This is a genomic window from Bacillus sp. PK6-013, from assembly GCF_054161445.1.
On record NZ_CP096417.1, the window covers coordinates 25,805 to 52,091 of the forward strand.

General features: G+C 44.1%; 29 protein-coding genes and 4 tRNA genes. 21 read left to right on the forward strand and 12 right to left on the reverse strand.

The annotated features are described in order from the left end of the window. Positions 1-2: 2 nt before the first annotated feature. The 6 genes from murQ to M1E03_RS00175 form a co-directional block, all read right to left on the reverse strand. The gene (gene murQ, locus M1E03_RS00150; protein WP_020453631.1) at positions 3-899 is read right to left on the reverse strand and encodes an N-acetylmuramic acid 6-phosphate etherase; all 897 of its coding nucleotides are present in this window, start codon (positions 897-899) and stop codon (positions 3-5) included. After that, a complete protein-coding gene (locus tag M1E03_RS00155) occupies positions 896-1,627 on the reverse strand; it encodes a GntR family transcriptional regulator (protein ID WP_020453630.1) in 732 nt (243 codons plus the stop codon). The genes murQ and M1E03_RS00155 overlap by 4 nt, the downstream gene beginning before the upstream one ends. Further along, the gene (gene nagB, locus M1E03_RS00160) at positions 1,624-2,370 is read right to left on the reverse strand and encodes a glucosamine-6-phosphate deaminase (protein WP_025810495.1); all 747 of its coding nucleotides are present in this window, start codon (positions 2,368-2,370) and stop codon (positions 1,624-1,626) included. The genes M1E03_RS00155 and nagB overlap by 4 nt, the downstream gene beginning before the upstream one ends. Continuing rightward, a complete protein-coding gene (gene nagA, locus M1E03_RS00165) occupies positions 2,367-3,617 on the reverse strand; it encodes an N-acetylglucosamine-6-phosphate deacetylase (RefSeq protein ID WP_025810496.1) in 1,251 nt (416 codons plus the stop codon). The genes nagB and nagA overlap by 4 nt, the downstream gene beginning before the upstream one ends. A 131-nt stretch (positions 3,618-3,748) precedes the next feature. After that, complete coding sequence (locus M1E03_RS00170) at positions 3,749-4,954, reverse strand: CynX/NimT family MFS transporter (protein ID WP_105979421.1); 1,206 nt, start codon at positions 4,952-4,954, stop codon at positions 3,749-3,751. Positions 4,955-5,011: 57 nt separating this feature from the next. Next, the gene (locus M1E03_RS00175) at positions 5,012-5,164 is read right to left on the reverse strand and encodes a YycC family protein (protein ID WP_020453626.1); all 153 of its coding nucleotides are present in this window, start codon (positions 5,162-5,164) and stop codon (positions 5,012-5,014) included. A gap of 133 nt (positions 5,165-5,297) precedes the next feature. Between M1E03_RS00175 and M1E03_RS00180 the strand changes: the two genes are divergently transcribed. Continuing rightward, entirely contained in the window at positions 5,298-5,525 is a 228-nt protein-coding gene (locus tag M1E03_RS00180; protein ID WP_371268723.1) for a hypothetical protein, read from the forward strand. A gap of 34 nt (positions 5,526-5,559) precedes the next feature. On the opposite strand, the gene M1E03_RS00185 is transcribed toward M1E03_RS00180, so the two are convergent. Further along, positions 5,560-5,757 (reverse strand): DUF2188 domain-containing protein, encoded by a 198-nt coding sequence (locus tag M1E03_RS00185; RefSeq protein WP_020453624.1) that lies wholly within the window; start codon positions 5,755-5,757, stop codon positions 5,560-5,562. 183 nt (positions 5,758-5,940) lie between these two features. On the opposite strand from M1E03_RS00185, the gene dnaB reads away from it, so the two are divergent. Further along, positions 5,941-7,305: a replicative DNA helicase gene (dnaB, locus tag M1E03_RS00190; protein WP_020453623.1), complete on the forward strand. Its 1,365-nt coding sequence runs from the start codon at positions 5,941-5,943 to the stop codon at positions 7,303-7,305. Positions 7,306-7,322: 17 nt separating this feature from the next. Here the strand turns inward: dnaB and M1E03_RS00195 are convergent, their stop codons facing one another. Next, positions 7,323-7,589, reverse strand: a complete 267-nt coding sequence (locus M1E03_RS00195; RefSeq protein ID WP_020453622.1) for a holin — start codon at positions 7,587-7,589, stop codon at positions 7,323-7,325. A 265-nt stretch (positions 7,590-7,854) separates the two neighbouring features. Here M1E03_RS00195 and M1E03_RS00200 point away from each other — a divergent pair, with 265 nt between their 5' ends. The 19 genes from M1E03_RS00200 (at position 7,855) to M1E03_RS00290 (ending at position 22,709) form a co-directional block, all read left to right on the forward strand. Beyond that, a complete protein-coding gene (locus M1E03_RS00200; RefSeq protein WP_020453621.1) occupies positions 7,855-9,147 on the forward strand; it encodes an adenylosuccinate synthase in 1,293 nt (430 codons plus the stop codon). A gap of 63 nt (positions 9,148-9,210) precedes the next feature. Next, positions 9,211-9,624 (forward strand): NUDIX hydrolase, encoded by a 414-nt coding sequence (locus M1E03_RS00205; protein WP_025810498.1) that lies wholly within the window; start codon positions 9,211-9,213, stop codon positions 9,622-9,624. A gap of 226 nt (positions 9,625-9,850) precedes the next feature. Next, positions 9,851-9,926 (forward strand) — tRNA-Lys (locus tag M1E03_RS00210). 7 nt (positions 9,927-9,933) lie between these two features. Continuing rightward, positions 9,934-10,005: transfer RNA gene (locus M1E03_RS00215), tRNA-Glu, on the forward strand. An 88-nt stretch (positions 10,006-10,093) separates the two neighbouring features. Continuing rightward, a tRNA-Asp gene (locus M1E03_RS00220) sits at positions 10,094-10,170 on the forward strand. Positions 10,171-10,191: 21 nt separating this feature from the next. Beyond that, positions 10,192-10,264, forward strand: a tRNA-Phe gene (locus tag M1E03_RS00225). 413 nt (positions 10,265-10,677) lie between these two features. Further along, positions 10,678-11,385 carry a cell wall metabolism DNA-binding response regulator WalR gene (gene walR, locus M1E03_RS00230; protein WP_003177967.1) on the forward strand — a complete coding sequence of 236 codons (708 nt, stop codon included), beginning with the start codon at positions 10,678-10,680 and terminating at the stop codon, positions 11,383-11,385. A gap of 7 nt (positions 11,386-11,392) precedes the next feature. Then, positions 11,393-13,237: a cell wall metabolism sensor histidine kinase WalK gene (walK, locus tag M1E03_RS00235; RefSeq protein WP_262723688.1), complete on the forward strand. Its 1,845-nt coding sequence runs from the start codon at positions 11,393-11,395 to the stop codon at positions 13,235-13,237. Next, a complete protein-coding gene (locus tag M1E03_RS00240; protein WP_020453618.1) occupies positions 13,227-14,591 on the forward strand; it encodes a YycH family regulatory protein in 1,365 nt (454 codons plus the stop codon). The genes walK and M1E03_RS00240 overlap by 11 nt, the downstream gene beginning before the upstream one ends. Next, positions 14,578-15,426 carry a two-component system regulatory protein YycI gene (locus M1E03_RS00245; protein WP_020453617.1) on the forward strand — a complete coding sequence of 283 codons (849 nt, stop codon included), beginning with the start codon at positions 14,578-14,580 and terminating at the stop codon, positions 15,424-15,426. Before M1E03_RS00240 ends, M1E03_RS00245 begins: the two co-directional genes overlap by 14 nt. Before the next feature lie 14 nt (positions 15,427-15,440). Beyond that, positions 15,441-16,235: an MBL fold metallo-hydrolase gene (locus M1E03_RS00250; RefSeq protein ID WP_003177960.1), complete on the forward strand. Its 795-nt coding sequence runs from the start codon at positions 15,441-15,443 to the stop codon at positions 16,233-16,235. Between the two features lie 82 nt (positions 16,236-16,317). Beyond that, entirely contained in the window at positions 16,318-17,529 is a 1,212-nt protein-coding gene (locus M1E03_RS00255; RefSeq protein ID WP_026580409.1) for a S1C family serine protease, read from the forward strand. A gap of 288 nt (positions 17,530-17,817) precedes the next feature. Further along, on the forward strand, positions 17,818-18,669 hold the full coding sequence (locus M1E03_RS00260; RefSeq protein WP_043054529.1) for an SAM hydrolase/SAM-dependent halogenase family protein: 852 nt from the start codon (positions 17,818-17,820) through the stop codon (positions 18,667-18,669). Positions 18,670-18,921: 252 nt separating this feature from the next. Beyond that, on the forward strand, positions 18,922-19,392 hold the full coding sequence (locus tag M1E03_RS00265; RefSeq protein ID WP_020453614.1) for a hypothetical protein: 471 nt from the start codon (positions 18,922-18,924) through the stop codon (positions 19,390-19,392). A gap of 30 nt (positions 19,393-19,422) precedes the next feature. Then, positions 19,423-19,941, forward strand: a complete 519-nt coding sequence (locus M1E03_RS00270) for a GNAT family N-acetyltransferase (RefSeq protein WP_035338110.1) — start codon at positions 19,423-19,425, stop codon at positions 19,939-19,941. Between the two features lie 427 nt (positions 19,942-20,368). Then, entirely contained in the window at positions 20,369-20,851 is a 483-nt protein-coding gene (locus M1E03_RS00275; RefSeq protein ID WP_458110601.1) for a DUF4234 domain-containing protein, read from the forward strand. Positions 20,852-21,049: 198 nt separating this feature from the next. Then, complete coding sequence (locus M1E03_RS00280) at positions 21,050-21,208, forward strand: CxxH/CxxC protein (protein ID WP_003177948.1); 159 nt, start codon at positions 21,050-21,052, stop codon at positions 21,206-21,208. A gap of 80 nt (positions 21,209-21,288) precedes the next feature. Then, positions 21,289-21,768: a 23S rRNA (pseudouridine(1915)-N(3))-methyltransferase RlmH gene (gene rlmH, locus M1E03_RS00285; RefSeq protein WP_003177946.1), complete on the forward strand. Its 480-nt coding sequence runs from the start codon at positions 21,289-21,291 to the stop codon at positions 21,766-21,768. A 155-nt stretch (positions 21,769-21,923) separates the two neighbouring features. Continuing rightward, entirely contained in the window at positions 21,924-22,709 is a 786-nt protein-coding gene (locus M1E03_RS00290; RefSeq protein WP_268509871.1) for a toll/interleukin-1 receptor domain-containing protein, read from the forward strand. 247 nt (positions 22,710-22,956) lie between these two features. Here M1E03_RS00290 and M1E03_RS00295 read toward each other — a convergent pair whose 3' ends face one another. The 4 genes from M1E03_RS00295 to M1E03_RS00310 all read right to left on the reverse strand — a co-directional run bounded on the left by M1E03_RS00295 (position 22,957) and on the right by M1E03_RS00310 (position 26,250). After that, a complete protein-coding gene (locus tag M1E03_RS00295; protein WP_326455384.1) occupies positions 22,957-23,058 on the reverse strand; it encodes a hypothetical protein in 102 nt (33 codons plus the stop codon). A 379-nt stretch (positions 23,059-23,437) separates the two neighbouring features. Then, positions 23,438-23,749, reverse strand: a complete 312-nt coding sequence (locus tag M1E03_RS00300; RefSeq protein ID WP_073425180.1) for a nucleotide pyrophosphohydrolase — start codon at positions 23,747-23,749, stop codon at positions 23,438-23,440. Positions 23,750-24,238: 489 nt separating this feature from the next. Continuing rightward, complete coding sequence (locus tag M1E03_RS00305; RefSeq protein WP_075212818.1) at positions 24,239-25,243, reverse strand: FecCD family ABC transporter permease; 1,005 nt, start codon at positions 25,241-25,243, stop codon at positions 24,239-24,241. Further along, positions 25,240-26,250: a FecCD family ABC transporter permease gene (locus M1E03_RS00310; protein WP_035339312.1), complete on the reverse strand. Its 1,011-nt coding sequence runs from the start codon at positions 26,248-26,250 to the stop codon at positions 25,240-25,242. The genes M1E03_RS00305 and M1E03_RS00310 overlap by 4 nt, the downstream gene beginning before the upstream one ends. Positions 26,251-26,287 lie beyond the last annotated feature (37 nt).

Sequence of the window (26,287 nt, forward strand, 5' to 3'; positions counted from 1 at the left end):
AGTTAAAACCCCTTTCGGTAATATTGAATCGCTTTTTTCAAATGTCCATTTTCATGGGATAAACAGCGGCGGGCATCTTCAAGTGTTCCGTTTGTCAACACCATAAAGATCGCTGCCTTGATGTCATTGCCGCTTTCTTTTAAAGCTTGCTGGGCCTCATTCTGTGATAATCCGGTGGTATTCATCAGAATGGTGACAGCTCGCCCGGCCAATTTTTGATTGAGCAGTCTCATATTCACCATCTCGTTTTGGTAGACGCGGCCAAGCCTCGCCATTGCAGCTGTTGACAGCATGTTCAAGATCATTTTCTGAGCGGTTCCTGCTTTCAGCCGCGTTGAACCGCGGATAATTTCCGGTCCTGTTTGCACCTCAATTGCGATATCGCTTAATTTGCCCGCTTCTGTATCCGCGTTGCAGCTAATCGAAACAGACGCGGCTCCGAGCTGTTTGGCATAGGATAATGCGCCAAGGACATAAGGTGTCGAGCCGCTCGCTGTGACGCCGATTAAGACGTCATCTTCCGAGAATGATTGCGCTTTCAGTTCGGCGACGATTTTTTCATGGTCATCTTCATTTTCTTCAAGAGGCGTCCACATCGCGTCATATCCGCCTGCGATCAGGCCGGTCCAACGGCTTTCGTCAATAGAGAATGTCGGCGAGAGTTCTGCGGCATCAAGGACTGCGATTCTGCCGCTTGTGCCGGCGCCAGCTGTAAACACTCTTCCGCCTTGCTTAAAACGGCTGACAATCGTATCCGCCGCCTCAGCGATCAGGGGAAGGCAGGGCGTAATGGCGCGAGGGACTGTATAGTCTTCCTCATTCATCAAGGTGACGATATCTAAAGCATTCATTTCATCAAGTGCTTTGCTTTTGTCGTTCGTGTCCTCTGTCTTCTTCATTGTTCTTCCCTCTTCATATCGATGACGAATTTATAGCGGTCGCCTCTGTAAACGGATTTGACTACTTCAAACGGTCTGCCGTCGTCCAAATAGCTCAAACGTTCGATGAGCAGGACGGGTGCGCCTTCCTCGATGTCGAGGGGCTCGCTCTCTGCCGGAGAGGCAATCGCCGGCTCGAGTGTTTGTGCGGCTCGGTCAATCGTAAGGGAGAGCGTATTTTCGACATAGTCATACAAAGATGCGCTCATAATGTCTTCTGTCAGGCCGTTGATAAGGTCGGCGGGCAAATAGGAGATTTCATAAGCCATCGGGATGTCATCGGCGAGACGGATTCGTTTGACTTCATAGACGGAAGCCCCTTCATGTATCTCCAGTTTGCGTGCTGTGCTCTGGTCACACGGAATGACGCCGAAGCCGAGCATTTTTGTGCCGGGTCTCATGCCTCTTGATTTCATGTCCTCGGAAAAGCTTGTCAATCCTTTGAGAGGCTGCTCAATTTTAGGCTCGGCAATAAATGTTCCTTTTCCCCGCTGTCGGACGAGGATGCCTTCATTGACGAGATTGTTGACTGCCTGCCGGACGGTCATCCTGCTTACCTCATATTTTTCTGCAAACTCTCTTTCAGAAGGAATGAGGTCGCCGGGCTTCAAATCTTTTGTTTCTGCAAGCTTTTTAATCTCGGTCTCAATCTGATAGTAAATCGGAATGTGGGAATCTTTTTTGATCAAAAGGCCATACCCCTTTCTTTCACGATTGATAAAGCATCGCTGTCCGCTATGATGACGACGTTCTGGTGTGTTTTTAAGACAGAAGCGGGCGTGTCTTCATTTGGTTCTTCACTGAGAAGCTTCGCCAGGATGCCCGCTTTTTTCTCTCCTGAAACGAGCAGCAGGATCTGCTTGCTTTTCATGATCGTGGAAATGCCCATCGTTATGGCTTGCGACGGGACGGCGTCATAAGAATCAAAATAACGGGCATTGGCTTCTTTCGTTGATTGTGTCAGTTCGACTGTATGCGTTTTCGATGAAAATGGGGTGCCCGGTTCGTTAAATCCGATGTGGCCGTTCAAGCCGAGGCCGAGCACTTGGAGATCAATGCCTCCAAGCCGCTCGATCAGCGCTTCATAGCGGCTACATTCAGCGTCCAGGTCACAAGCCATTCCGTCCGGAAGATGGGTATGGCTGAGCGGAATGTCAATGTGATCGAAAAGCTGTTTTTTCATATAGAATGTATAGCTGTTTTCATGATCCGGAGAAACGCCGACATACTCGTCTAAGTTAACGGTATAGACGTGCTTGTAAGTCGTTTTGTTATGCGCATGATCTTCCCTTAAAACCTGATATGTGCCGAGAGGCGTTCCTCCGGTTGCAAGGCCGAGAACAGGCGCAGATAAGCGGTTTACTTTCTCGATGATGAGTCGGGCGGCCGTTTGGCTCATGTCCTGATAATCTTTAGCTTCAATGATTTTCATGGTGAAACCTCCCTTTTGCTGAAAGCAATCACGCCTTTGCAAAGCGTCATCACAACTTCATTTTTTTCATTTAAAATGATCAAATCGGCATCTTTCCCGCTTCGTATGCTGCCTTTTCGGTCAAACACATGAAGCTGCTTGGCGGGATTGACCGCTGTCATGTACACGATATCTTCGAGTGAACATCCTGTAAAATCCATCATGTTCAGAGCAGCCTGGTTCATCTTCAAGATGCTGCCGGCAAGCGTACCATCCTCTAAGACGGCTTTTTCGCCTTTCACGAACACCTCCTGTCCGCCTAATGTATAGGTTCCATTTTTTAAGCATTTTGCGCGCATGGCATCCGTAATTAAAATGATGCCTTCTTTCTGTTTTTGCTGAAATGCCAGCTTGACGACCGCAGGGTGAACATGAATGCCGTCGGCTATGACTTCGGCCTTCAGTTCATCATGCAGAAGGGCGCTTCCGGCCGTCCCCGGCTCGCGATGGTGCAGCCCCCGCATGCCGTTGAACAAATGGGTGACATGGGAGATGCCGGCCTTAATCCCGTCTGCCATTTCTTTGAGTCCGGCGTCGGAGTGGCCGGCGGAAGCCGTGACACCTGTTTCTTTCAAAAAGGAAATTAGTTCCAAAGACCCCTCCAGCTCTGGCGCAAGTGTGACTAATTTAATGTTATTCCCGGAGATGCGCTGCCATTCTTTAAATAACGAAAGATCCGGCGGGATAATATCATCCGGCGGCTGGGCGCCACACCGTTTTTCTGAAATAAAAGGGCCTTCTAAGTGAACGCCTAATACTTCGGCGGTCCCGGGCTGGCCGCCTGCTTCCTTATAGCGGTGAACGTTTGCCAGCGCATGCTCGATCGTGGCTTTATCCTGGGTCATCGTCGTCGCCAGGAAGCTTGTCGTTCCTTCTTTCGGCAGGGCTTCGGCCATTGTTTGCAAAGCCTCGGCTGTTCCGTCCATGACATCTGCGCCGTTTGCTCCGTGAATATGAACATCAATCATGCCCGGCAGCACTTTGAAGTTCTCCGGAAATGTCAGTTGTTCTGCTGTTGCGGCGGAAGCGGGAATATCAGTCATTGGTCCGTAAGCCTCGATTTTTTCCCCGTTCGTCAGAAGAAATCCGTCTTCTATCATTCCATTTTCACTGTAAATATGAAGATGTTTAAACATATAGCGTTGGGATGGGTTGGTTTTCACAGTCAAAAGTCCTTTCTTGAAAACGTTATCATCAGTATAGAACATTACAACTCTAGTTGTCTAGACCATTAAGAGAATTATTTTTGTCAAATCTGATCATACAGCATCACACTTCATTTAGCCGCTGTGTTGTCAGGTTATATTCCAAAAAAAAGCCGGCTTATCTGCCGGCTTCGTTATGCTGCTTTAGCATAAATATATTGATTTCTTCCCGCACCGAGTCCTGCACCGATTAAAGCGACCAGCGCACCGATGAACAGTAAAATCGGTCCGTTCCATGAGTGCATGTGATCGTAAAGAAAACCGACAAAGCTTGGACCAATCGCTGCCAGCAAATATCCGGCTGATTGCGACATTCCTGATAATGCCGCTGCTTGATCGGCATTTTCGCTTCTCAGCCCGATTAAAGTCAAGGCTAAACTGATGCTGGATCCTTGTCCGATTCCGATTAAAATGACCCACAGCGTCAGCATCGCTGTATTGCCTCCGTACAATAGCCCTGACATTCCCGCCAAGTATAGGATGCCAAGGGCCAGCACGATGCTTTTTTGGTTTCGGAACCGCCCGGCAAGAACCGGAGTCAAAAATGTCGACGGGAGGCTGGCAAACTGCATCAGCGACAGCATCCAGCCGGCAAGTGACATGCTCATCCCATGCGAACGGAGAATTTCAGGCAGCCAGGCGATCGTGCAGTAAAACAAGAACGACTGTATGCCCATAAAGAATGTGACCTGCCAGGCGATTTTCGAGCGCCAGACCGTTTGGCCGTCCGTCTTTAAGCTGACCGTACGGTTTCCCGTATCATGATAGCGGAGCTGGGGAACCCAGATCAAAATCGCAACAAACGCGAGACCGGCCCAGACCATAAGCGATGCGCTCCATCCCCACGCTAAACCGTGTGACAGCGGAATGCTGATCCCTGACGCGAGCGCCGCAAAAATCGACATGGCTGTCGTATAGTAACTTGTCATAATTCCCGCTTTGTCAGGAAATTTATGTTTGATCAGGCTGGGCAAGAGCACATTGGAGATGGCGATGCCGACTCCGATCAATGCGGTCCCCGCAAATAGTGTGAAAGCTTCTCCGTAAGAGCGCAGCAAAATCCCGATCAATAAGATGACCAATCCGACCCAGAGGGTTCTCTCATTGCCCAGCTTCTGTCCGAGCTTAGGGGCGATGGGGGACAGGACGGCGAAAGATAACAGCGGCAGCGTCGTCAAGAAGCCGGCCATGCCGTTCGTCAAATCCATATCCGTGCGGATCGAACTGATCAATGGCCCGACAGATGTAATAGCCGGTCTTAAATTAAAAGCGATAAATATGATTCCTGCAATCAATAAGATATTGTTCAAACGGGGGCGTCGAGCGTCAATGTAATGCATGCTGTATTCTCCTTTGCTTTCAGGTGGAAAAGTGACATGAAAAAGAAACCCGGAACATCATCCAAGGTTACTTTTTTGATCTTGCTTCTGAATTTCGGCAATTTTCGCAAGCAGGATATGCTGCGGCATATGCATGATTTGTTCAAGAGGAAGATTTAAGCTTTCCGAAAGTTTTTGCGCCGTTTCGGCAGATATTTGTAAAGGTTTCATAAAGTCCTCCATTTTATATTGTACCCCAGCGTACAGAGTACGCAACAGTGAATATTGACTCCGATATATATTGTAACATCATATGACAAGTGAGTTGGAAGAAAAAGAAAAAAGCGATATAAATAAAGAGGAGGTGATCGTCTTGAATTCGACATTATCTGTGCTGAAAAAGAAATTGTATGAACAGCAGATCAGAGCGAAAGGGCTTTACACATTTGAAGAATACAAAGATATGCGCAATGTGCTGCAAACGCTGCGGATGAAATTTGCGGCCTATGAAGAATGGGATTTGTACCAACATGCGACCGATTTGATGGTCAGCATGCTTTTGAAAAACAATTGGAACAGCCGGCTGGATTAATAGTGGAATCAAAAAAACACCTCGGCCGAGGTGTTTAATAAGACCGTTCGTCTTCTTTGTTGTCCTGCCGGTCATAGATGACAAGCTTCGCAGGACGATTCTCTTTCGCCATCTCTTCTCCTTTTTCTACGGCCTCTGTCCTTGTGTCATAAAGCTCAACAGGCGCCGTATCTTCCAGTTTCAAAAACCATCCGTCCGTCTCGGCATTTGGTGTCACCATATATACCTTCATGAAAAACAACCTCCCCAAACATGTTATTGATTTGTTTTCCCGGATAAATCAGGGGAGCAAACATCCTCATTGCCGTTCTCCCTTTCTATGAAAATATTTCTACAAAAAGCGAGTCTACTTTTTTTCTGTAAAAATGGTAAAATAGACGTTGGATTATTTTTAAATGGGAGGACGGTGCTTAACATGACAGATCTTCTGAATGACAGGCTGCCGCCGCAAAATATCGAAGCCGAACAGGCCGTGTTAGGTGCTGTTTTTTTAGAACCATCAGCTTTAACTTTGGCGTCAGAAGTCTTGATTCCAGATGATTTTTACAGAATGTCGCACCAAAAAATATATAACGCCATGCTTGTTCTTGGAGACCGCGGCGAGCCTGTAGACCTGGTGACGGTGACATCAGAGCTTGCGAACACGGACCTTTTGGAAGAGGTTGGCGGTATTTCTTATTTGACGGATATTGCAAATTCTGTGCCGACTGCGGCTAATATAGAGTATTATGCGAAAATCGTGGAAGAAAAATCGATTCTCCGCCGCTTGATCCGTACGGCAACGACGATTGCTCAAGACGGATATACAAGGGAGGATGAAGTCGAAGACCTCTTAAGCGAAGCAGAAAAAACGATTATGGAAGTCGCCCAGCGCAAAAACTCCGGGGCCTTTCAAAATATTAAAGATGTGCTCGTTCAAACTTACGATAATATCGAACAGCTCCACAACAGAAAAGGGGACATCACCGGGATCCCGACAGGTTTTACCGAGCTTGACCGAATGACGGCGGGCTTTCAAAGAAACGATTTGATCATCGTAGCCGCCCGTCCGTCAGTCGGTAAAACTGCTTTTGCCTTAAACATCGCCCAAAACGTGGCGACTAAAACCGATGAAAGCGTCGCGATCTTCAGCCTTGAGATGGGCGCCGAACAGCTGGTCATGCGGATGCTCTGTGCGGAAGGCAACATCAACGCCCAGAATCTCCGGACCGGAAACCTGACGGAAGAAGATTGGGGCAAGCTGACAATGGCGATGGGAAGCTTATCAAACAGCGGTATTTTCATCGATGATACACCGGGGATCCGCGTCAGCGAAATCCGTTCCAAGTGCAGACGGTTAAAGCAGGAGAACGGCCTCGGCATGATTTTAATCGACTACCTGCAGCTCATCCAAGGAAGCGGCAGATCAAGTGACAACCGTCAGCAGGAAGTGTCGGAAATATCCCGTGCACTGAAAGCGCTGGCGAGGGAGCTTGAAGTTCCAGTCATCGCCCTTTCACAGCTTTCCCGGGGCGTCGAGCAGCGCCAGGACAAGCGTCCGATGATGTCGGACATCCGGGAATCGGGAAGTATCGAGCAGGACGCCGATATCGTTGCGTTCCTGTACCGCGATGATTACTATGACAAAGAATCTGAGAATAAAAACATCATTGAAATCATTATTGCAAAACAAAGGAACGGCCCGGTCGGGACCGTCTCACTCGCTTTTGTAAAAGAATACAATAAGTTCGTCAACCTGGAACGCCGGTTTGATGACGCGGGTGTTGCGCCTGGTGCTTAAATCCCTGAGACATGCTCTCAGGGATTTTTCTTTTTTCTTGCATTGCGGTTTTTACCGATTTCAAATAACCCCGTTGCGGTTAATCCGGCAAGTCCTCCGGACCATAAACGGAGCACGAGTTCAAGGTCTGTAAAAGGATATGCTGCGGCCCCGATCAGCAAACCTATCAAGAGTGAAACGAGCGGAATCAAGTTTTTCGGCACCTTGAACGTCTTCTTCACCAATTCGACCAGCGCCAAAATAATCGGCGATAAAACAGATGCAAAAATTAATACCGTCTCCATCGGCATCTCCCTCCTTACTTATTGAATATTTGTGTTGCCGGTTTTTTATGTGTCTTTGTCCAAGAAAAACGCTTATTTTTAAGATTTGACTTACAGACTGTCTATTAAAAAGAAAATATATGAAATTTGCTTTATAATAACGAACAAATGTGTTTGGTGTTAAAATTAATGTTCGGATTTCCGATTGACTTTGCGGGATGACACTGATAAACTGAATGTGTTTGATATTGATATCGTTTGAAAAGGTTAACGGAGGTGCACGGATATGTCTTCAGTAGTTGTTGTAGGTACGCAGTGGGGTGACGAAGGAAAAGGCAAAATCACCGATTTTCTTTCCGAAAACGCAGAGGTAATCGCACGGTACCAAGGCGGAAATAACGCAGGACATACAATTAAATTCAACGGGGTAACGTACAAACTGCATTTGATTCCATCCGGTATTTTTTATAAGGATAAAACGTGTGTGATCGGCAACGGAATGGTTGTTGATCCGAAAGCATTGGTGACGGAGCTGGCTTATCTTCATGAGCGGAACGTCAGCACGGACAACTTGAGAATCTCCAACAGGGCCCATGTCATTCTGCCGTATCATTTAAAGCTTGATGCGGTCGAAGAAGAGCGGAAAGGGGCCAATAAAATCGGCACGACGAAAAAAGGAATCGGCCCGGCTTATATGGACAAAGCCGCTCGCGTCGGAATCCGCATCGCCGATCTGCTGGATAGAGAAGTCTTTGAAGAAAAGCTCGCCCGCAATTTAGAAGAAAAAAACCGTCTGCTGGAAAAAATGTACGATGCGGAAGGATTTAAAATAGAAGACATTTTAGACGAATACTATGAGTACGGCCAGCAGATCAAACAATATGTCTGCGACACATCCGTCGTCTTAAACGACGCGCTTGATGACGGCCGCCGCGTCTTATTCGAAGGGGCGCAAGGGGTTATGCTTGATATCGACCAAGGGACATATCCGTTTGTTACATCTTCAAACCCTGTCGCCGGCGGCGTAACGATCGGCTCAGGTGTGGGACCGACAAAAATCCAGCATGTCGTTGGTGTATCGAAAGCTTACACAACGCGTGTCGGAGACGGGCCGTTCCCGACAGAGCTGAACAATGAGATCGGAGACCAAATCCGTGAGGTCGGCCGCGAATACGGAACAACTACAGGGCGCCCGCGCCGCGTCGGCTGGTTTGACAGCGTGGTTGTCCGCCATGCCCGCCGCGTCAGCGGAATTACCGACCTTTCATTAAATTCAATTGACGTATTGACCGGTATTGAAACATTGAAAATCTGTGTTGCTTACAAATACCGCGGCGAGATCCTCGAAGAGTTCCCGGCAAGCTTAAAAGCGCTCGCTGAATGTGAGCCTGTCTATGAAGAAATGCCGGGCTGGACAGAAGATATCACAGGAGCCAAAAGCTTGAGCGATCTGCCTGAAAATGCCCGCCATTATCTAGAGCGAGTTTCTCAGCTGACAGGCATTCCGCTTTCTATTTTCTCAGTCGGTCCTGACCGCTCTCAAACAAATGTGGTGAGAAGCGTTTATCGTCCGAACTAAATTCCAGAAGAGCCTCTGCAGTTCGCAGGGGCTTTGTTTTTCAATGACAAGGAGGGCAAACGGGTGGAACGTGTCGATGTTGTATATTCATTCGTGGAAGAGAACGGAAACATCCTGATGGTGAAAAATAAGAAAAATCAATCGTGGACGCTGCCGGGCGGCAAGGTGGAAGCTGGAGAATCGCTAACAGAAGCCGCGGCGAGAGAAATGAAGGAAGAAACAGGCTATGGAATTCAGCCTCTTGATATATTAGCTATAAATGAAGCGATTATCGGCGGCGAGCATGTATATTTCATCGTCTTTAGAGCCCGGATCACCGATCGTCCGGATGCCATCACGTTTGACGAGAACATTGTTGAAGCCAAGTGGATGCCGCTTCATGAAGCTGACCGGCTGCTGTCTGTATTCCATCCGAACGGAATCATGCACTGGCTGAACCGCGAAGGGGCGGAGTATCATCACGAAGGGAAAAAATAATAGAAAAAAATAAAAAAATATATTGCCACTTCTGTTCGTTCTATGATAATATAAATCTCGTTGTTGCGAAAACAACGAAACGAGCCATTAGCTCAGTTGGTAGAGCACGTCCGAATAAGCTTCGGAGAATTCGCTTCAGCGTACACATCGAGAGACATCTCGAAAAAGCTTCCTGAGATGTGGACGTCGTTATTTCAGATTAAATCTAAGGGTGTAATTTAATCTTGAGCCATTAGCTCAGTTGGTAGAGCATCTGACTTTTAATCAGAGGGTCGAAGGTTCGAGTCCTTCATGGCTCACCATTTCCCTGGCCCGTTGGTCAAGCGGTTAAGACACCGCCCTTTCACGGCGGTAACACGGGTTCGAATCCCGTACGGGTCATTGATTTACTTTAGCGTAATTGCTAAATCCCCGCTTGCTCCGGAGGAGACCACGATTCTTCTCCGAAGCAGGTACTGTAAATATGCAAGGTCCGGTAGTTCAGTTGGTTAGAATGCCTGCCTGTCACGCAGGAGGTCGCGGGTTCGAGTCCCGTCCGGACCGCCATTTTAAAAAAGTTACATACCTGGCTCGGTAGCTCAGTTGGTAGAGCAACGGACTGAAAATCCGTGTGTCGGCGGTTCGATTCCGTCCCGAGCCACTCTAAAGCGCGTCTGTTTTTAAGCAGATGCGTTTTCTTTTAGCTGAAAACAAGGAAATAAAATGCTGAAGGAATAAAAAGGAGAAAAAAAGGGAGGCCGGTAACCCGGCCGAAGAAGAAGACGTTACTATATAGACGGTCTTGAAGGGGAAGATGTTTCATTTTTCAGTAAAAAAAGTCACAAAAATTTAATTGTTGTGATAAAAGCGGAAAAATAGCAGGTGGATTTAATTTCCAAACGTTTTCCTTTGAACTATTTTTTTAACTTTTGCTTCATAAACGTTATAATGTATAAGAAATCTATTTTCTAGAAAGTGTTTTTTAATGAAGACATGCAGTGTACTTGATATAAAACTTAGGCAGCCATCCGCTGGCTGTATTGTATCCAAACTCTGAACCAGGGGGAACGAATAATGGAAAAAAAGATACTAGTTGTAGATGATGAAAAGCCGATTGCTGATATTTTAGAGTTTAATCTGAAAAAAGAGGGCTATGAAGTCCATTGCGCATACGACGGCAATGAAGCGCTTCAGATGGTTGAGGATCTCAACCCTGATATGATTCTGCTCGACATCATGCTTCCGAACAAGGACGGTGTGGAAGTGTGCCGTGAAGTCCGCAAAAAATATGATATGCCCATCATTATGCTGACAGCAAAGGATTCGGAAATCGATAAAGTCATCGGTCTTGAACTGGGAGCTGACGACTATGTGACAAAACCGTTCAGCACTCGCGAACTGCTCGCGCGTGTCAAAGCGAACTTGAGAAGACAGAACACAGCGGCTCCTGCCGAAGAAGAATCGTCTTCAAACGAAATTCAAATCGGATCGCTCGTCATTTTTCCGGATGCCTACGTCGTTTCAAAACGAGACGAGACAATCGAACTGACGCATCGGGAATTCGAACTGCTGCATTACCTTGCTAAACATATCGGGCAGGTCATGACGCGTGAGCATCTGCTGCAAACCGTGTGGGGATACGACTACTTTGGAGATGTCCGGACAGTTGACGTTACGGTCAGACGCCTTCGCGAAAAAATCGAGGATAATCCGAGTCACCCAAGCTGGATCGTCACAAGGCGCGGTGTCGGCTACTATTTGAGAAATCCGGAACAGGACTAATACCGAAATGAATAAAGTCAGTTTTTTCCGCTCGATTCATTTTAAGTTTACCTTAATATACGTTCTGCTGATTATCGTTGCCATGCAGATTATCGGCGTCTACTTTGTCAATGAGATGGAGAAGTCACTTCTTAAATCATATAATGACTCTCTTGACCAGCGGGTGAACAACCTCTCGTATTATCTGGAACAGGAAATGACGAAGGATAGAAGCACGTCTTCCTCGACTACCTTGAAAGAAGACGCAGAGCGGATTCTAAATGATTTCAGCAAGGAAGGCGAAATTCTCGAAGTCAGTCTGATTGATAAAAGCTATGAAGTCATCGCGACCTCCAATCCTTATAACCGGGAGGTGGCGGGGAAAAAGACAACAGAGGGCATTATTAAAAGGACACTGCTTGTCGGTATTCCGTACGAAAACAAATTTTTCGACCCGGAGCGTGACAGCAAAGTGCGGATTTCAGTCACGCCGATTAAAAAATCGAATCAAGAGACGATCGGGGCCATTTATGTCGTGGCATCGATGGATAATGTCTACAATCAAATCCGGACGATCAACACCATTTTAGCGTCTGGAACTTTTATTGCGCTTGGAATCACTGCATTCCTCGGGATTTTTGTCGCGCGAACGATTACACATCCGCTGTCAGATATGAGAAAGCAGGCCATTGAACTGGCGAAAGGAAATTTCTCAAGAAAAGTCAGGAAGTACGGAAACGACGAAATCGGCCAGCTGGCCACAACGTTTAATTATTTAACGAGAGAGCTGAAAGAAGCTCAATCCATGACAGAAGGCGAACGAAAAAAACTATCTTCTGTTATTGCCTATATGACAGACGGGGTTATCGCGACAAATCGAAATGGCGCGATTATTTTGCTTAATACGCCGGCACTGGAGCTTTTAAATGTTTCACGTGAAACGGCTCTCGAAATGCCGATCACCTCACTGCTCGGCCTTGAAGATGAATACACGTTCGAAGATTTGGTTGAACAGCAGGACTCGCTCCTTCTTGAAATTGAACAGGAAGAACGGACGTCTGTGCTTCGCGTCAATTTCTCGGTCATTCAAAAAGAGCACGGAAAGATTGATGGGTTGATTGCGGTTATTTACGATGTCACAGAACAAGAGCAGATCGATCAAGAACGGAGAGAATTTGTGGCAAATGTCTCCCACGAACTCAGAACGCCGCTCACCACAATGCGCAGCTATTTAGAAGCGCTTGCGGAAGGCGCGTGGCAGGATCCAAACATTGCGCCGCACTTCTTGAATGTGACACAGAATGAAACAGAGCGCATGATCAGACTTGTCAACGACTTGCTGCAGCTTTCTAAGTTTGACAGCAAGGACTACCAATTCAATAAAGAATGGATTCATTTTATCCGTTTCTTCTCATTGATTATTGAGCGCTTTGAAATGACGAAAGAGCAGCATGTTGAGTTTATCAGCAATCTGCCGGATAGAGAATTGTATGTTGAAATCGATCCGGACAAGATTACGCAAGTGCTGGATAATATCATTTCAAATGCATTGAAATATTCCCCTGAAGGAGGCCATATCACGTTCTCTGTTGATGTAAATGAAGAAGAAGAGCTTCTTTATATCAGTGTCAAAGACGAAGGTGTCGGCATTCCGAGAAAAGACATGGAGAAGATCTTCGAGCGTTTCTACCGTGTCGATAAAGCCAGAACAAGAAGACTCGGCGGTACGGGGCTTGGTCTTGCGATCGCAAAAGAAATGGTACAAGCCCATGGCGGCGACATTTGGGCCGACAGTATCGAAGGAAAAGGAACAACGATCACATTTACCCTGCCATATAAAGAAGAACAAGAGGATGATTGGGATGAAGCGTGAAACAATTAAAACGATAATACTGTCCCTTTTGGTTTTGATCAGTCTTCTTTTTACTTTTAATATTTGGGGATTTCAGGGGAATTACGAAAAAGTAGAAGATTCACAGGCTCAGGTCAGCGATAAACAGCCGATTACAAATCAGACAAAGTTGCTAAATGAAGCCGTCAAACCGCAGCAAATGTTCATTCATGAGAATGGACAGCATTATTTGCTGAATGATACGACGCTCTATTCTCAGCTCTGGGACGACATGAGCCGATGGGAAGTCAAATCGTTAAAGGATATCTCGGACAAATTTGACAGGCAGCAGTTCAAAAACTGGCTGTACGCTAAAAATAAAGACTCCAAATTGGATCTCGTTTTTAGCGACAATATTCCAATCGATGTGCTGCAGCCGCTTTTCAAATGGTCCGCCAACTCTTATGAATACAACTCTTTTGACAGAATCGTTCTTCCTTTCAACGAAGGACGGGGCATGAAAAAAATCTACTTTGTATCCTTCAGCAAAGAGACGGTTGTTGAAGCGGTGATTGAATCGGCAAATTACCGCAACATCCTTGCAGACATTGAAAAAGAAAAATCGCAGATGCCTCTTTACGAGGACTTTGCAATCAATTCTCGCAGAGATGTCTTGCTTCCGGTTAATAGGCTGAAGCTGTCTGAAAAAGAGTATTTTACAGAAACGATCAGCCCGACGCGTTTTAAAAAAGCTTTATTTGATGATCCGCAAACCGTCCGGCAGGAAACCAACTTAAACCGACCGGTATATACGGATGGAACAAGCCTTTTGGAGGTCTACTCGAACAACAGGCAGATTAAGTTCCAGCACCGCAACCTGGAACCGAGTTCTGCTTATCAAAATGGAGAGCTGATCAATAAAAGCTTTAAATATTTAAACGACACGGGAAGCTGGACGGATGATTATCAATTTTTCGGCTTGAATGAAAATCAGCAGATCAACTTTAATCTGTTTATGGATCAGCTGCCGGTCGTTAACAGCCAAAACCAGCCTTTCGGAACGACAGCGATTGAACTTCGCTGGGCAAACAACGACATATTGGATTATAAACACCCAACATATGTCTTGGGCGCAAACGCTAATCCGGTCAGCAAAAAGGATAAAGAAATCATGAGCGGAGAAGAATTGATTCAGTTCCTGCAAGACAATGAAGAGTATGACTTTGATAAGATTGAGCAAATCTTTCCTGCCTATGAAATGGTCTCAGTATCAGAGGAACAAGACCCTCTTGTAAAACTTGTACCGACTTGGTGCATTAAAATAAACGGTACGATAAAGCCGGTATCAAAGAAAGATTCAGCGGTGAAGGAGGGCATTGAGAGTGGAGTGGAATAGAACTAAAACAATCTTCATTATCGTCTTCCTCATCCTTGATATCTTTTTGGCCTTTCAATACTTTGATAAGCGCAGCAACAATCAGTTTCCGATTTTAGAAAAATCAACGCTGCAGGAAGATATGAAAGCAGACCACATTTCATATGGCAACTTGTCTAAAGAGACGTCAAAAGGTTCCTCAATCTCTGCACAAAAGCGAGTCTTTAAGCAAAGCGAGATTAAATCGTTAAAAGGGCAAAAGCCGAAGGCGTTAATGAATACCGCAAAAGAGAACGCTTTGACGGAAATAGAAATGGAATTTGAAACACCCATTGCACTTCCGAAAGCGGATATGGAGACAAAAGCAAGGGAAATCGTGAACGAAGAGATTATCGACGGCAACAAGTACAAGCTTTGGAAAGTCGATAAATCCGGAAAACAGATCGTTTTCTTCCAAACCTATAATGGAAATTACATTTTTCAGGATCGGCAAAACGATGATAACACAGAGATGGGCGAAGTCGTTCTGTACCTGAATAATAAAAACGAAGTTGTTTCATATAAGCAGTCGATGCTGCAGGATATAAAAGAAGTCAAAACGGAAAGTCTGATCTCCGCAGTCGGAGCGGTTGAAGCTTTGTACTATCCGGATTATTTGAAGAAGTACAGCAAAATTAAATCAGCCGAGCTTGGCTATTTCACGCAGTATCCGCTGGCAAGCGCGCAAATTTTCGTGCCCGTTTGGCGGATCGAAGTGGAGCGCAAAACGGACGATAAAACCATTCACGAAGAATTTATCGTGGATGCACGGGATGGAGCGCTTCTTCAATCACAAGAGAAAAAGGAAAAATCATAATGGAGTGAGAAACCATGAGCCTGCAATTTAGCGTACTTGCGAGCGGGAGTACCGGTAATGCTTTATATTTGGAAACCGATGACCACGCTTTTTTAGTTGACGCAGGACTTAGCGGGAAGGCGATGGAAGGGCTGATGGCGCAAATTGACCGAAAGCTTGATCAGCTTGACGGCATTTTTGTTACGCATGAGCACAGTGATCATATAAAAGGACTTGGTGTGCTGGCAAGAAAATATGAGCTGCCCGTTTACGCCAATGAAAAAACGTGGAAGGCGATGGAAGGGCATATCGGCAAAATGGATAACGGCCAAAAATTCGTGTTTCCAATGGAAACCGTCAAATCGTTCGGCTCCCTCGATGTCGAATCGTTTGGCGTATCCCACGACGCCGCAGAGCCGATGTTTTATGTTTTTCATTACAATGGCCGAAAGCTCGCTTTGATTACGGATACGGGCTATGTCAGCGACAGAATGAAAGGCATTATCCGCTCGGCAAACGCTTTTGTTTTTGAAAGCAATCATGATGTCGGCATGCTGCAAATGGGTCGCTATCCGTGGAACATCAAGCGCCGGATCTTAAGCGACGTCGGACATGTATCCAATGAGGACGCAGCACTCGCAATGACTGATGTAATCGGTGATGAGACATCGAGAATTTATTTGGCTCATTTAAGCCAGGACAACAACATGAAAGAGCTGGCGAGAATGTCCGTCCAGCAAACGTTGGCTGCCAAAGGATTTGCAGCGGGAGAAACGTTTGACTTATATGATACCGATCCTAAGAAACCGACACCTCTTGTAGCGGTGTAAATTTTACTGATTGAATGATTAATCTGCGGGCAGATGATCCACACTATATACATATATCGTTCCTTGAAAGGATTTGAATATAGTGGAGTTTAATCATGATGAGGAAAAATTCGTTCGGGAAAAGCCGGTGAGAAATTGGAGAAGCTTTTTGTTTTCAAGCCTGGTCGGCGCCGTTATCGGCGCTCTTTTAACAGTGTTTGCGCTGCCGTATCTCTCGCAGCAGGGATGGCTGCCGTACAATCTGCAAGTCATTGAAGCGCGCGGAGGTCAAGGAGCTCAGCAGGGCGGTGCGGTCCGCAATGTATCCGTCAACGTGAACAATGAAGTCACACAAGTGGTCTCTAAGGTTTCTGATTCTGTTGTCGGCGTTATCAACATCCAAAAAACCGGTGTATGGGATGGAGACAGCGAAGCGGGAACAGGCTCGGGCGTTATTTATAAAAAGGACGGCAAAACATCCCATATTGTGACCAACCACCATGTCATTGAAGGGGCATCCCAAATCGAAGTCAGTCTGAATGACGGAACGCGGATTCCGGCAAAACTGATCGGCAGTGATAAACTGATGGATCTGGCCGTCCTGCAAGTCAGCAGCAATAAAATAAAAGCGGCTGCTGAATTCGGAGATTCTGATAAAGTGAAGACAGGCGAGCCTGTCATCGCGATTGGAAACCCGCTCGGCCTGCAGTTTTCAGGGTCTGTTACACAAGGAATCATCTCAGGAACCGAACGCGCTGTTCCGGTCGATTCAAACGGAGACGGACAGCCGGACTGGAATGCCGAAGTATTGCAGACGGATGCTGCCATTAACCCGGGCAACAGCGGAGGCGGACTGTTTAATATTGATGGAAAAGTCATCGGCATTAATTCGATGAAAATCGCTGAATCAGCCGTCGAAGGCATCGGTCTGAGCATCCCTGCCAACCTTGCCATTCCGGTTATCGAAGATTTGGAAACGTACGGAGAAGTAAGACGGCCGTATTTCGGAATTGAGATGAAATCACTTGGCGACATTGCAAGCTACCACTGGCAGGAAACGCTTAAACTGCCGAAAGACGTAACATCAGGGGTCGTTGTAATGGGCGTTCAGCCGGTGTCTCCTGCAGGCAGAGCCGGTTTGAAAGAGCTTGATGTCATCGTCGAATTCAACGGTGACCGCGTTTACGATATCGTTGATCTGCGTAAAAAGCTTTACACCAAAAACGTCGGCGATAAGGTGAAAATCAAATACCTGCGGGGCGGAAAAGAAAGAACAACAGAAGTAAAGCTGTCCCGATCCAAATTGGGAAGCTGATAAAGACAGTCTGGCCGGTACGGCCGGGCTGTTTTTTTATTATGCCAAGTCTGAGGAATGATCGTCAAAAGTCAAAAATGGGATAGTTAGAGAGGAAAATAAGACTTTCCGGATGAATAATCGGGTTTTTAGGGTGTGAAATCGAAGTTTTTGCTTCAATAAAAATGAGAGTTTCTAAAAAATGGACAAAACATCATATTGCGTTTCAATTTCGCGTACGATATGATGATTTAAACATTTTGGCAAAGGCAGATTCACTGCGAAAATCAGGGCGGAAAGGGAGATAGGATGAGTCAGCATGCACTTGTATTACAATCTGATTTTGGCCTTGATGACGGGGCGGTAAATGCGATGTACGGCGTGGCTTATTCAGTTGACAGTTCACTCCGGATTTTTGATTTGACGCACAACATTCCCGTTTTTCACATTTGGGAGGCTTCCTATCGGCTGCTACAGTCCGTTTCTTATTGGCCTGAAGGCACTGTCTTCGTGTCTGTCGTCGATCCAGGTGTTGGTTCGGAACGCCGCAGCGTCGCAGTCAGAACCTCTTCCGATCAATATATCATCACACCGGACAACGGAACACTCACCCATATCAGCCGGCAGAATGGGATTGTCGAAGTGCGCTATCTTGATGAAGCGCAAAACAGGCTTCCGAGATCAGGCGAATCACATACTTTCCATGGACGCGACATTTACGCTTACACCGGGGCAAGACTGGCAGCCGGGATTCTCAGCTTCGACCGGATCGGTCCTGAAGTTTCAACAGATTCCATCGTCAAACTTCCGGTCATGGAAGCTTATATCGAAAATGATTGGATAACCGGAACGATCGACATTTTAGATATCCGGTTTGGAAACCTTTGGACAAATATCAGCCGTAAACTGTTCAAGTCACTTGACGTTCAATACGGAGATCCTGTGGAAGTGGTCATCAAACACGAGGACACCAAAGTCTATCAGCAAACGATGGCTTTTGGACGGTCGTTTGCTGATATGCCGGTCGGTAAGCCGGTTGTTTATATCAATTCATTAGACCGCCTGGGTATTGCCCTCAATCAAGGATCCTTTGCCAAAACACACCATATTGGCACCGGCATCAACTGGCAGATTTCTCTTCAAAAAAGTATACAGCGGTAAACAAAAGAGCCTGAATTCCAATCAGCCTCTTTGTTTTTTGTTTCATTCTTATGACATAAAAACGGTTGTCACACATTTTTCAGCTAATCGAGAAGGCGGCAATCCTTTTTAAAAAATAGTACATTCGTCATATTGGTACCTAAGTCATATTGTCTAAAAGCGGAGAAAAGAATATATTGAGGGGGTGTGCCGCTGCTATGAAAAAATTCATTCAATTCATTTGTTTGGAAAACGAGTGTCCGGAGGAATGATATGAACGACAATGTGCAGACTGCGTTGAAAACGCTGTCTAATGTAAAGAGCAGAAGTATCGTGTCCGTTTTTGTGCTATGTCTGATCACACTGGGGGTTTACATACCATACTGGTTTCTATCCAGGAAAAAAAGCTTCGATTTGCTGCCTTATCATGATATTCCCTACACCACGTTAAAAGCTATCATATTTTATCATTTATTTTCGATTCCAATTAGAATATCAGCAAAAATCGCTTTTCCTGACATGCATTACAGCCTTTATATGCTGCTCGACCGCGTGATTTTGATTCTGTCCGCAGGTGTTTTAATTTACTGCGCACTGGTGGTGACCGCTTCATTAAACAAGCTCTCAGGCAAAGAACCTGCGAATGGATCCATTTTTGCGTTCCTTTTGAATGTCATTTACATTCAGCACAGAATCAATAAACTTTCCGAGCCGAAAAGCGAATGGCTGAGCAAAGCATCATGATCAATAAACAAGGAAGTGAAGCACAATTTGATGTTGAAATCAAAAATTAAAATTGACTTAAACAAACCGAGAAAAAAACCGGCAATCCGTTTAATGCCAATGACGGAAGAAGACTTTAAGACATACCATGCCTATTCCATCCAGCATTACGCCATGGAGAAAGTAAAAGCGGGCACATGGACAGTGGCGGAAGCGATGGAGAAAGCAGAAGAGCAATTTGCAGCTCTTTTGCCAAACGGCATTGAAACGAACAACCATCATCTATGGTCAATCATGGACGACAGCGAGGATGCCGCAGGCTGGCTTTGGCTCTACGCTGACCCGCACCATCCTCAAAAGGAAGCATTTATTTACGATTTCGGGCTTTATGAAGCGTATCGAGGGCAGGGAATCGGCCAGCAGGCTTTAGCCGTCTTAGAAGAAGAGGCAAAGCAATTAGGAGTCCAAAAGCTGTCCCTACATGTATTCGCCCATAATAAAAAGGCGAAGCGGCTTTATGAAAAAATGAATTTTGAGACGACGGATTTGCATATGAGCAAGAGGCTGTAAGATCAAGGCTGTGAAGCTTTGATCTTTTTTCATGTCCAATGTTCCACATGAAACACAGTATGTCATTATTCCTATTTGAGAGAGGTGGGAAATAACGAAAAAAAGACAAAATGATTCGAATGAACCCCTTTATGTTACGCAATGACAGATTGCATATTACAAAGGTAAAAATATGACGAATAATGTCCTATTGATTGTCGAATTTCTGCAGGTAAATACGAAATAGGGATCAGGTGAAAAGATACAATTTTTTTATTCCAGTCAAAAAAAAGAATCCATATACCTAAGAAAATCCCAATTTGACACTTCAATGGATTTTGATTTATTGCATTCAATATAGTACATTTTGATAAGGAAAGTGGAAAAGTATAGATGACAAGGATAAAAAGACCTGGAAGAACAGTTTTAAGGAAAGAAGTGTTTCAGCATGAGTAAGGAATTAGAAGAATTTCCGAAAATAAAAGCCATATTTGCGGTGTTATTAACAATCATAACGTCTGGCATATACATCCCGTACTGGTTTCTTTCAAGAAGAAAGAATTTAGAACGATGCCAAATTAAGCTCCCGTATGTCGCCATTAAAGTGACGCTGCTGTTAAGCGTCTTTTCAATTTTGGAGCCTTTTTGGACTTTTTACTCAATCACATTTCAAAGAGAAGAGTTGCTGCCATACAGCAACAGCATTTTGCTTCTCCCGCTGCGCCCCGGACACAGCTTCCTCCCGCAGCTCTCATTTCCCCTTTTTTGGACGATAAATCTAGTTAGTGCATTTAAGGTTAGAAAATCGTTTATGAGGTTCTCTAAAAAGCCGGTTAACGGGTTTTGGACTTTCATTCTTAACGTTTCATATTTGCAGCATATCACGAATCAGCATTCTTTAGTTGTTCAGGAAAAAAGAGAAGTAGTATAAAAAAAGATTAGAGCATCAGCGAGTTTAGCTGGTGTTTTTTATATAGGGAGAACAAAGTTATCCAGAGGAATATAAAAAGCTTGTGGATAACCGCACGAAGCCATGCTAAAACCTACTAACATGTGCATAAATAGGGTATATTGAATAAGGAGCTTTTTTATAAAAGAGCCCAATGATACAGATATTGGAGGGACTTTTATGAAGTCTTGCGAAGAGCATATTGAAACCGTCATTGACATGTATGTGGATGAAGAAGAATTGGCCCCTGAAATCAGAAAAATCGAACATACACACAGTTTATCCACAACCTGTGAATTGTGCGATAAGCCTGCAGTATATATAGTGGGGAACGAATGATCGGACACTAAATACACAACCGTTATCCACAATTGTGGATAATGCATCTGAATAACTTGTTCTTAAAGTGGGGATGACCTGTGAATATATCAATCGTAGCAATCGGAAAACTAAAAGAAAAATATTTAAAACAAGGAATCGACGAATACATCAAACGGCTTTCGGCATACGCAAAAGTCGACATCATCGAACTGCCGGACGAAAAAGCGCCGGAAAATTTAAGTGACCAGGACATGAAAATCGTCAAAGACAAAGAAGGCGAACGAATCCTCTCCAAAATCAGCCCCGACGCCCACGTCATCGCCCTGGCAATCGAAGGAAAAATGAAAAGTTCGGAAGAATTAGCCGATAATATGGATAGATTAGCCACATATGGAAAGAGCAAGGTAACCTTCGTCATCGGCGGCTCGCTCGGCTTGAGCGACGCCGTCCTGAAGCGCGCAGATGAAAAGCTGTCGTTTTCAAGGATGACGTTCCCGCATCAGCTCATGCGGCTGATTTTGCTCGAGCAGGTTTATCGGGCGTTTCGGATTAACCGGGGGGAGCCTTATCATAAGTAAGGGGGTTTTAATGATATCTTTCAAAACGAGTTTGGTATATTCGGATTTTATTAACTATATTTCAAGGGTGATACTGTAGAAAAATTAAAATATACTTTATTGTTATAGTTCTACAGTATCTACTTATATAGAAATGGAAAAAGGATGGATATACAATGAAGAAAGAGAACTTATTAGAAGTTTGCTATGGGCCAGTTTATATTAATCAAGGGAAATATAAAGGTATAATTGGAACCTATGATGATGACGAAATTGGTCAAGATGGAAAAGAATACGCAATTGTATATATTGGAAAGGATTTGCTATCTGGTGACGCTATATGGGTTCCGAAAGCATACTTATCTGAGGTAACCACTTCTCAAATTATTTCAAGACAAAAAGAAATAATCGGTAATATATTTGAATTTCATATGCTGAGCCCCAAAAATCGTTCAAAATCTTTGTATATGAACCAAGTAAATTTACTGAACGAATTTATCTTATTAGAGACTATTTTGAACGAAACTTTTATAAAAGCACGATTCCTGAACTCAAATAGTGGGAAAAAAATTTTTATATCACATTCTTCTATGGATAAAGAGTTTGCAAAAATTTTATCAACTGATTTATCAAATGCAGGTCATATTCCATGGTTAGATGAATGGAATATAACTGTCGGCGAATCTATACCAAGAAGCATTTCAAAAGCACTAAGAAATAGTGACTTTGTTTTGGTTATTTTATCAGATAATGCTAATAGATCCCAATGGGTACAAGCTGAATGGGAAAATAAATATTGGGATGAAATCAGTGAAGGAATGGTTAAGGTACTGCCTGTTTTATACAAAGAGTGTCAGATCCCTGATCTACTAAAAACAAAGAAATATGCTGACTTTTCAAGAGACTATAGTAAAGGCTTAGAAAGCCTGTTATTTGCTTTAGGTGAAAGAATAGACAATTAGTATAAGTATAAGAAAAGTGATCAACTTATCACAATAATAATTAATAGTGCTGAATGAATCTTAAACACATAACGACAAATATTAGTTTAATCTTCTTTTTCCTATACAATTACAAGGCCTTCCAAAATAATCAACTGTTCTATGACTTTGAATTACAAAACTTGGCATAGGAGGAGTTAACTAGTGGAGAATCTTTTTAGGGATTTCATTTATATGGATACAGAAAGCCACCCTTTGCCCTTCGCAATCATCGGCGACTCCGTCCGGTTTTCCTCCCATTCATCTTATGCATAATCCCAGAAATATAGTTCTGGACGGTGCCTGATGATAAAAATAGCTCAACGGAGATCTATTTTTCGTTTTTTCGGCCCATTTGTCTAGTATCTCTACAATTTATCAATTCAACCGCCGTTTTTTGGCGGAATGTCTTTGTCACATTCGTCAAGCTCACAACATCGCTCATGGCTTACAGACCACCTCCTGATTTACTCATTCCATTGTATAAGCTGAGGGAGGCGGATTTTAGTAAGTGATGTCATGAAAATCGGGTGACAAATGTCATTTTTTAAAAAAATAACAGGGAGCTAGCGAACGGTGCTAAAAAGCAAATGAAGTGGGGAGATTACGGTAAGTAAACGAGCAGAGCGCCATCATAATCAACGCATCATGGAGATAGAGAGAGCGGTCTTCAATTGGGAAAGAAGCTCTCTCTACTTAAAAGGAGAGTCTCAACCATTATGATTAACCGGATACTTCCTCCCATTCTTCACAATCTTCTCTTCCACAATCTCTTTTACATCCAGTCCAAGATCGTTACATAACATGAATGAGTAGATTAAAACATCTGCGATTTCTTCACGAATGTTTTCTTTATTGGCTTTGAGTGCTTCTTCACTGCTGATCCATTGGAAGTCTTCGAGCAGCTCTGCTGCTTCGATGGAGATTGAGATGGCGAGGTCTTTTGGGTTATGGTATTGTCTCCAGTTTCGTTCATCTCTGAATTCGTTGATTGCGTTGATTAGGCTTTGGATATCGTTCATGATGATTTTCCCCTTTCTCGAGTAGCATGATCTGAAGTAAATTCTCTCTTTTCAAACACAAGTTCATTCATTGTTTCAGCCTCTGAATCTCTTTTTTTAAAATAATAGTACCATATTTATGGCAGCCTATTGATATAAGTATGCAAATATTTTCCGGAGAAAGAGTCAGAAAAAGCGGCGTGCGGTTGTCACGGACTCTATGATGACAAGGAAGCAGCTATAACAAAGCGTTTTTTTGTTGAAATAAAACTTAGTAGCCAAGCCTCGATAGAAGGTGGCTGTTAATCAGATCAGAACGGCATTGGATCAAAAGTAAATGAGGTTTTTTTAGATTTTCACTCTAATAGATAAAAGAGGTCGTCTGAAAAGAGAAAACGCCTTCCTTTCATACCACCTCTGCAAAATGGACTACCAAAGGGTTTGATTTAATGGGTCCATTTTGAAATGAATTTTTGGAGACTCATTGGAACAGCCTCGTTTTTATGGATTTTACTTTTTCAATAGCAAATAAATAAAATAAGGTGCCCCGATTAATGAGACCATGATTCCAGCCGGTATAGTGGTTTCAATGATATTACGTCCGATTGTGTCGGCGAATAATAAGAACCAACCGCCAAGTAGAATAGCAACAGGGATAAATAGTTGATTTCTGGGTCCTACTAAAGTTTTTGCGATATGTGGGGCCATTAATCCGATAAAGGAAATACCTCCTGTGACAGAAACGGCAGCAGCCGCTAATGCGACAGCTGTTAAAAGTAAAACGATCCGCTCCCTTTCAATGGAAACCCCAACGCCAATGGTTACAGGCTCGCTTAATCCTAATAGATTTAGTCGATTTGCTTTGTACAAAGTAAACGGAATCAAGATGACTAACCAAGGCAGGAGCGCCCCAACGAATGGCCAATCTGTACCCCAAATATTCCCTGCCAGCCATTTGGCGATGAAATCAACTTTTGTCCGTTCAGCAGAAGAAATAATGACAATCATCGCTCCGGAAAGTGCAGTTGAGAATCCGACTCCGATGAGGACTAAGCCTATAGGCTGCATACCACTATTTTTGTTATAGGCTAACAGATAAATGAAGAAGCCCGTTATAATCGCTCCTATAAAGCCAACAATTGGAATCATATAAACAAATGATCCAGCTTCAGCTGGGAAAAATAAAAAGAAAACGGCAATGGCAACCCCAGCACCGGAGTTAATCCCAATAATGCCTGGATCAGCTAAATCATTTTTTGTGATTCCTTGCAAAATAGCACCTGACATAGCAAGTGCCATCCCAGCTAATAAAGTAATCAATATTCGAGGCAAGCGAATAGAATATAATATAAATTCCTCTTTAAAGGTTCCTTGACCTAATAGAGTGTGGATGAGTCTGTCAAAAGATAAACTAGCAGACCCTATTCCCATCCCAATTATAGCTGTAGCTATGATGAGTATGAGAGAAATCGATAAAATCATTCGCTGTTTTTTGATTAATGCTGAATGTATCATGAGAGTGTTTTTCCTCCCTTTCGGACAATGATCAGGAAGAACGGTAAACCAAGCATAGCGACAATGGCTATAACAGGTGTTTCATATGGTGCATTTAAGGTACGGCCAAGTGTATCAGCAAATAGCATAAAAGTAGCTCCGCAAGTTGCAGACATCGGTAAAATAAAACGATAATCGGTTCCAACAATTGCCCGAACAATATGAGGAATCATAAGACCGATAAAGGTCATATTGCCAACCAGAGCAACAGATGCTCCCGCGAGAATGATAATGATAATAAATAGAAGGATTTTAATTCTGATGATATTTTGACCTAAGCCAACTGCAACTTCTTCATTTAAGCTGAGAATGGTAAGTTGTCTCGAGAGGAAAAAGGAAACAACAATTCCAATGATAATAAAAGGTACGATGATTCGCAGTTGATTCCAAGTTGTTCCAACCATCCCTCCTGCTGTCCACATCGAGATATCTTTAGAAATTTTAAAATAAAGGCCAAGCCCTTCAGCAATGGCGTATAAAAAGGCGGAAACAGCAGAACCCGCTAACACAATACGGAAAGGAGAGAATCCGCCTTTTTTCATCGAACCGATTCCAAAAACCAACAAGGCACCGAGTGCGGCTCCAATAAAACAGGCAACCATCGTCAAAAAGTAATTGGCTGATGGAATGAAAGCGATCGTAACAGCCAATGCTGCATAAGCCCCGGCAGATAATCCTAGTAAACCTGGATCAGCAAGTGGGTTTCTTGTTATACCTTGCATGATTGCACCAGAGACAGCAAGAGCTGCGCCAACAAAAATCGCAGCTATTTCACGAGGTAACCGAATATCACGGATAATCGAAATATGATCGCCGGTTGCAGAAGACGAAAGAGCCAACCATACATCTTCAACTGAAACGTCTGCAGCTCCAAATACCATTGCCATAAAAAACATACCAATAAACACTAGAATTCCTAAGATGAGTTTGAAGGCAAATGAGGTAAAAGATTGAGTTTTTCTTATCATAAAGCTCATCATTTTCCTTTCTTAGAATGGGAAAGGG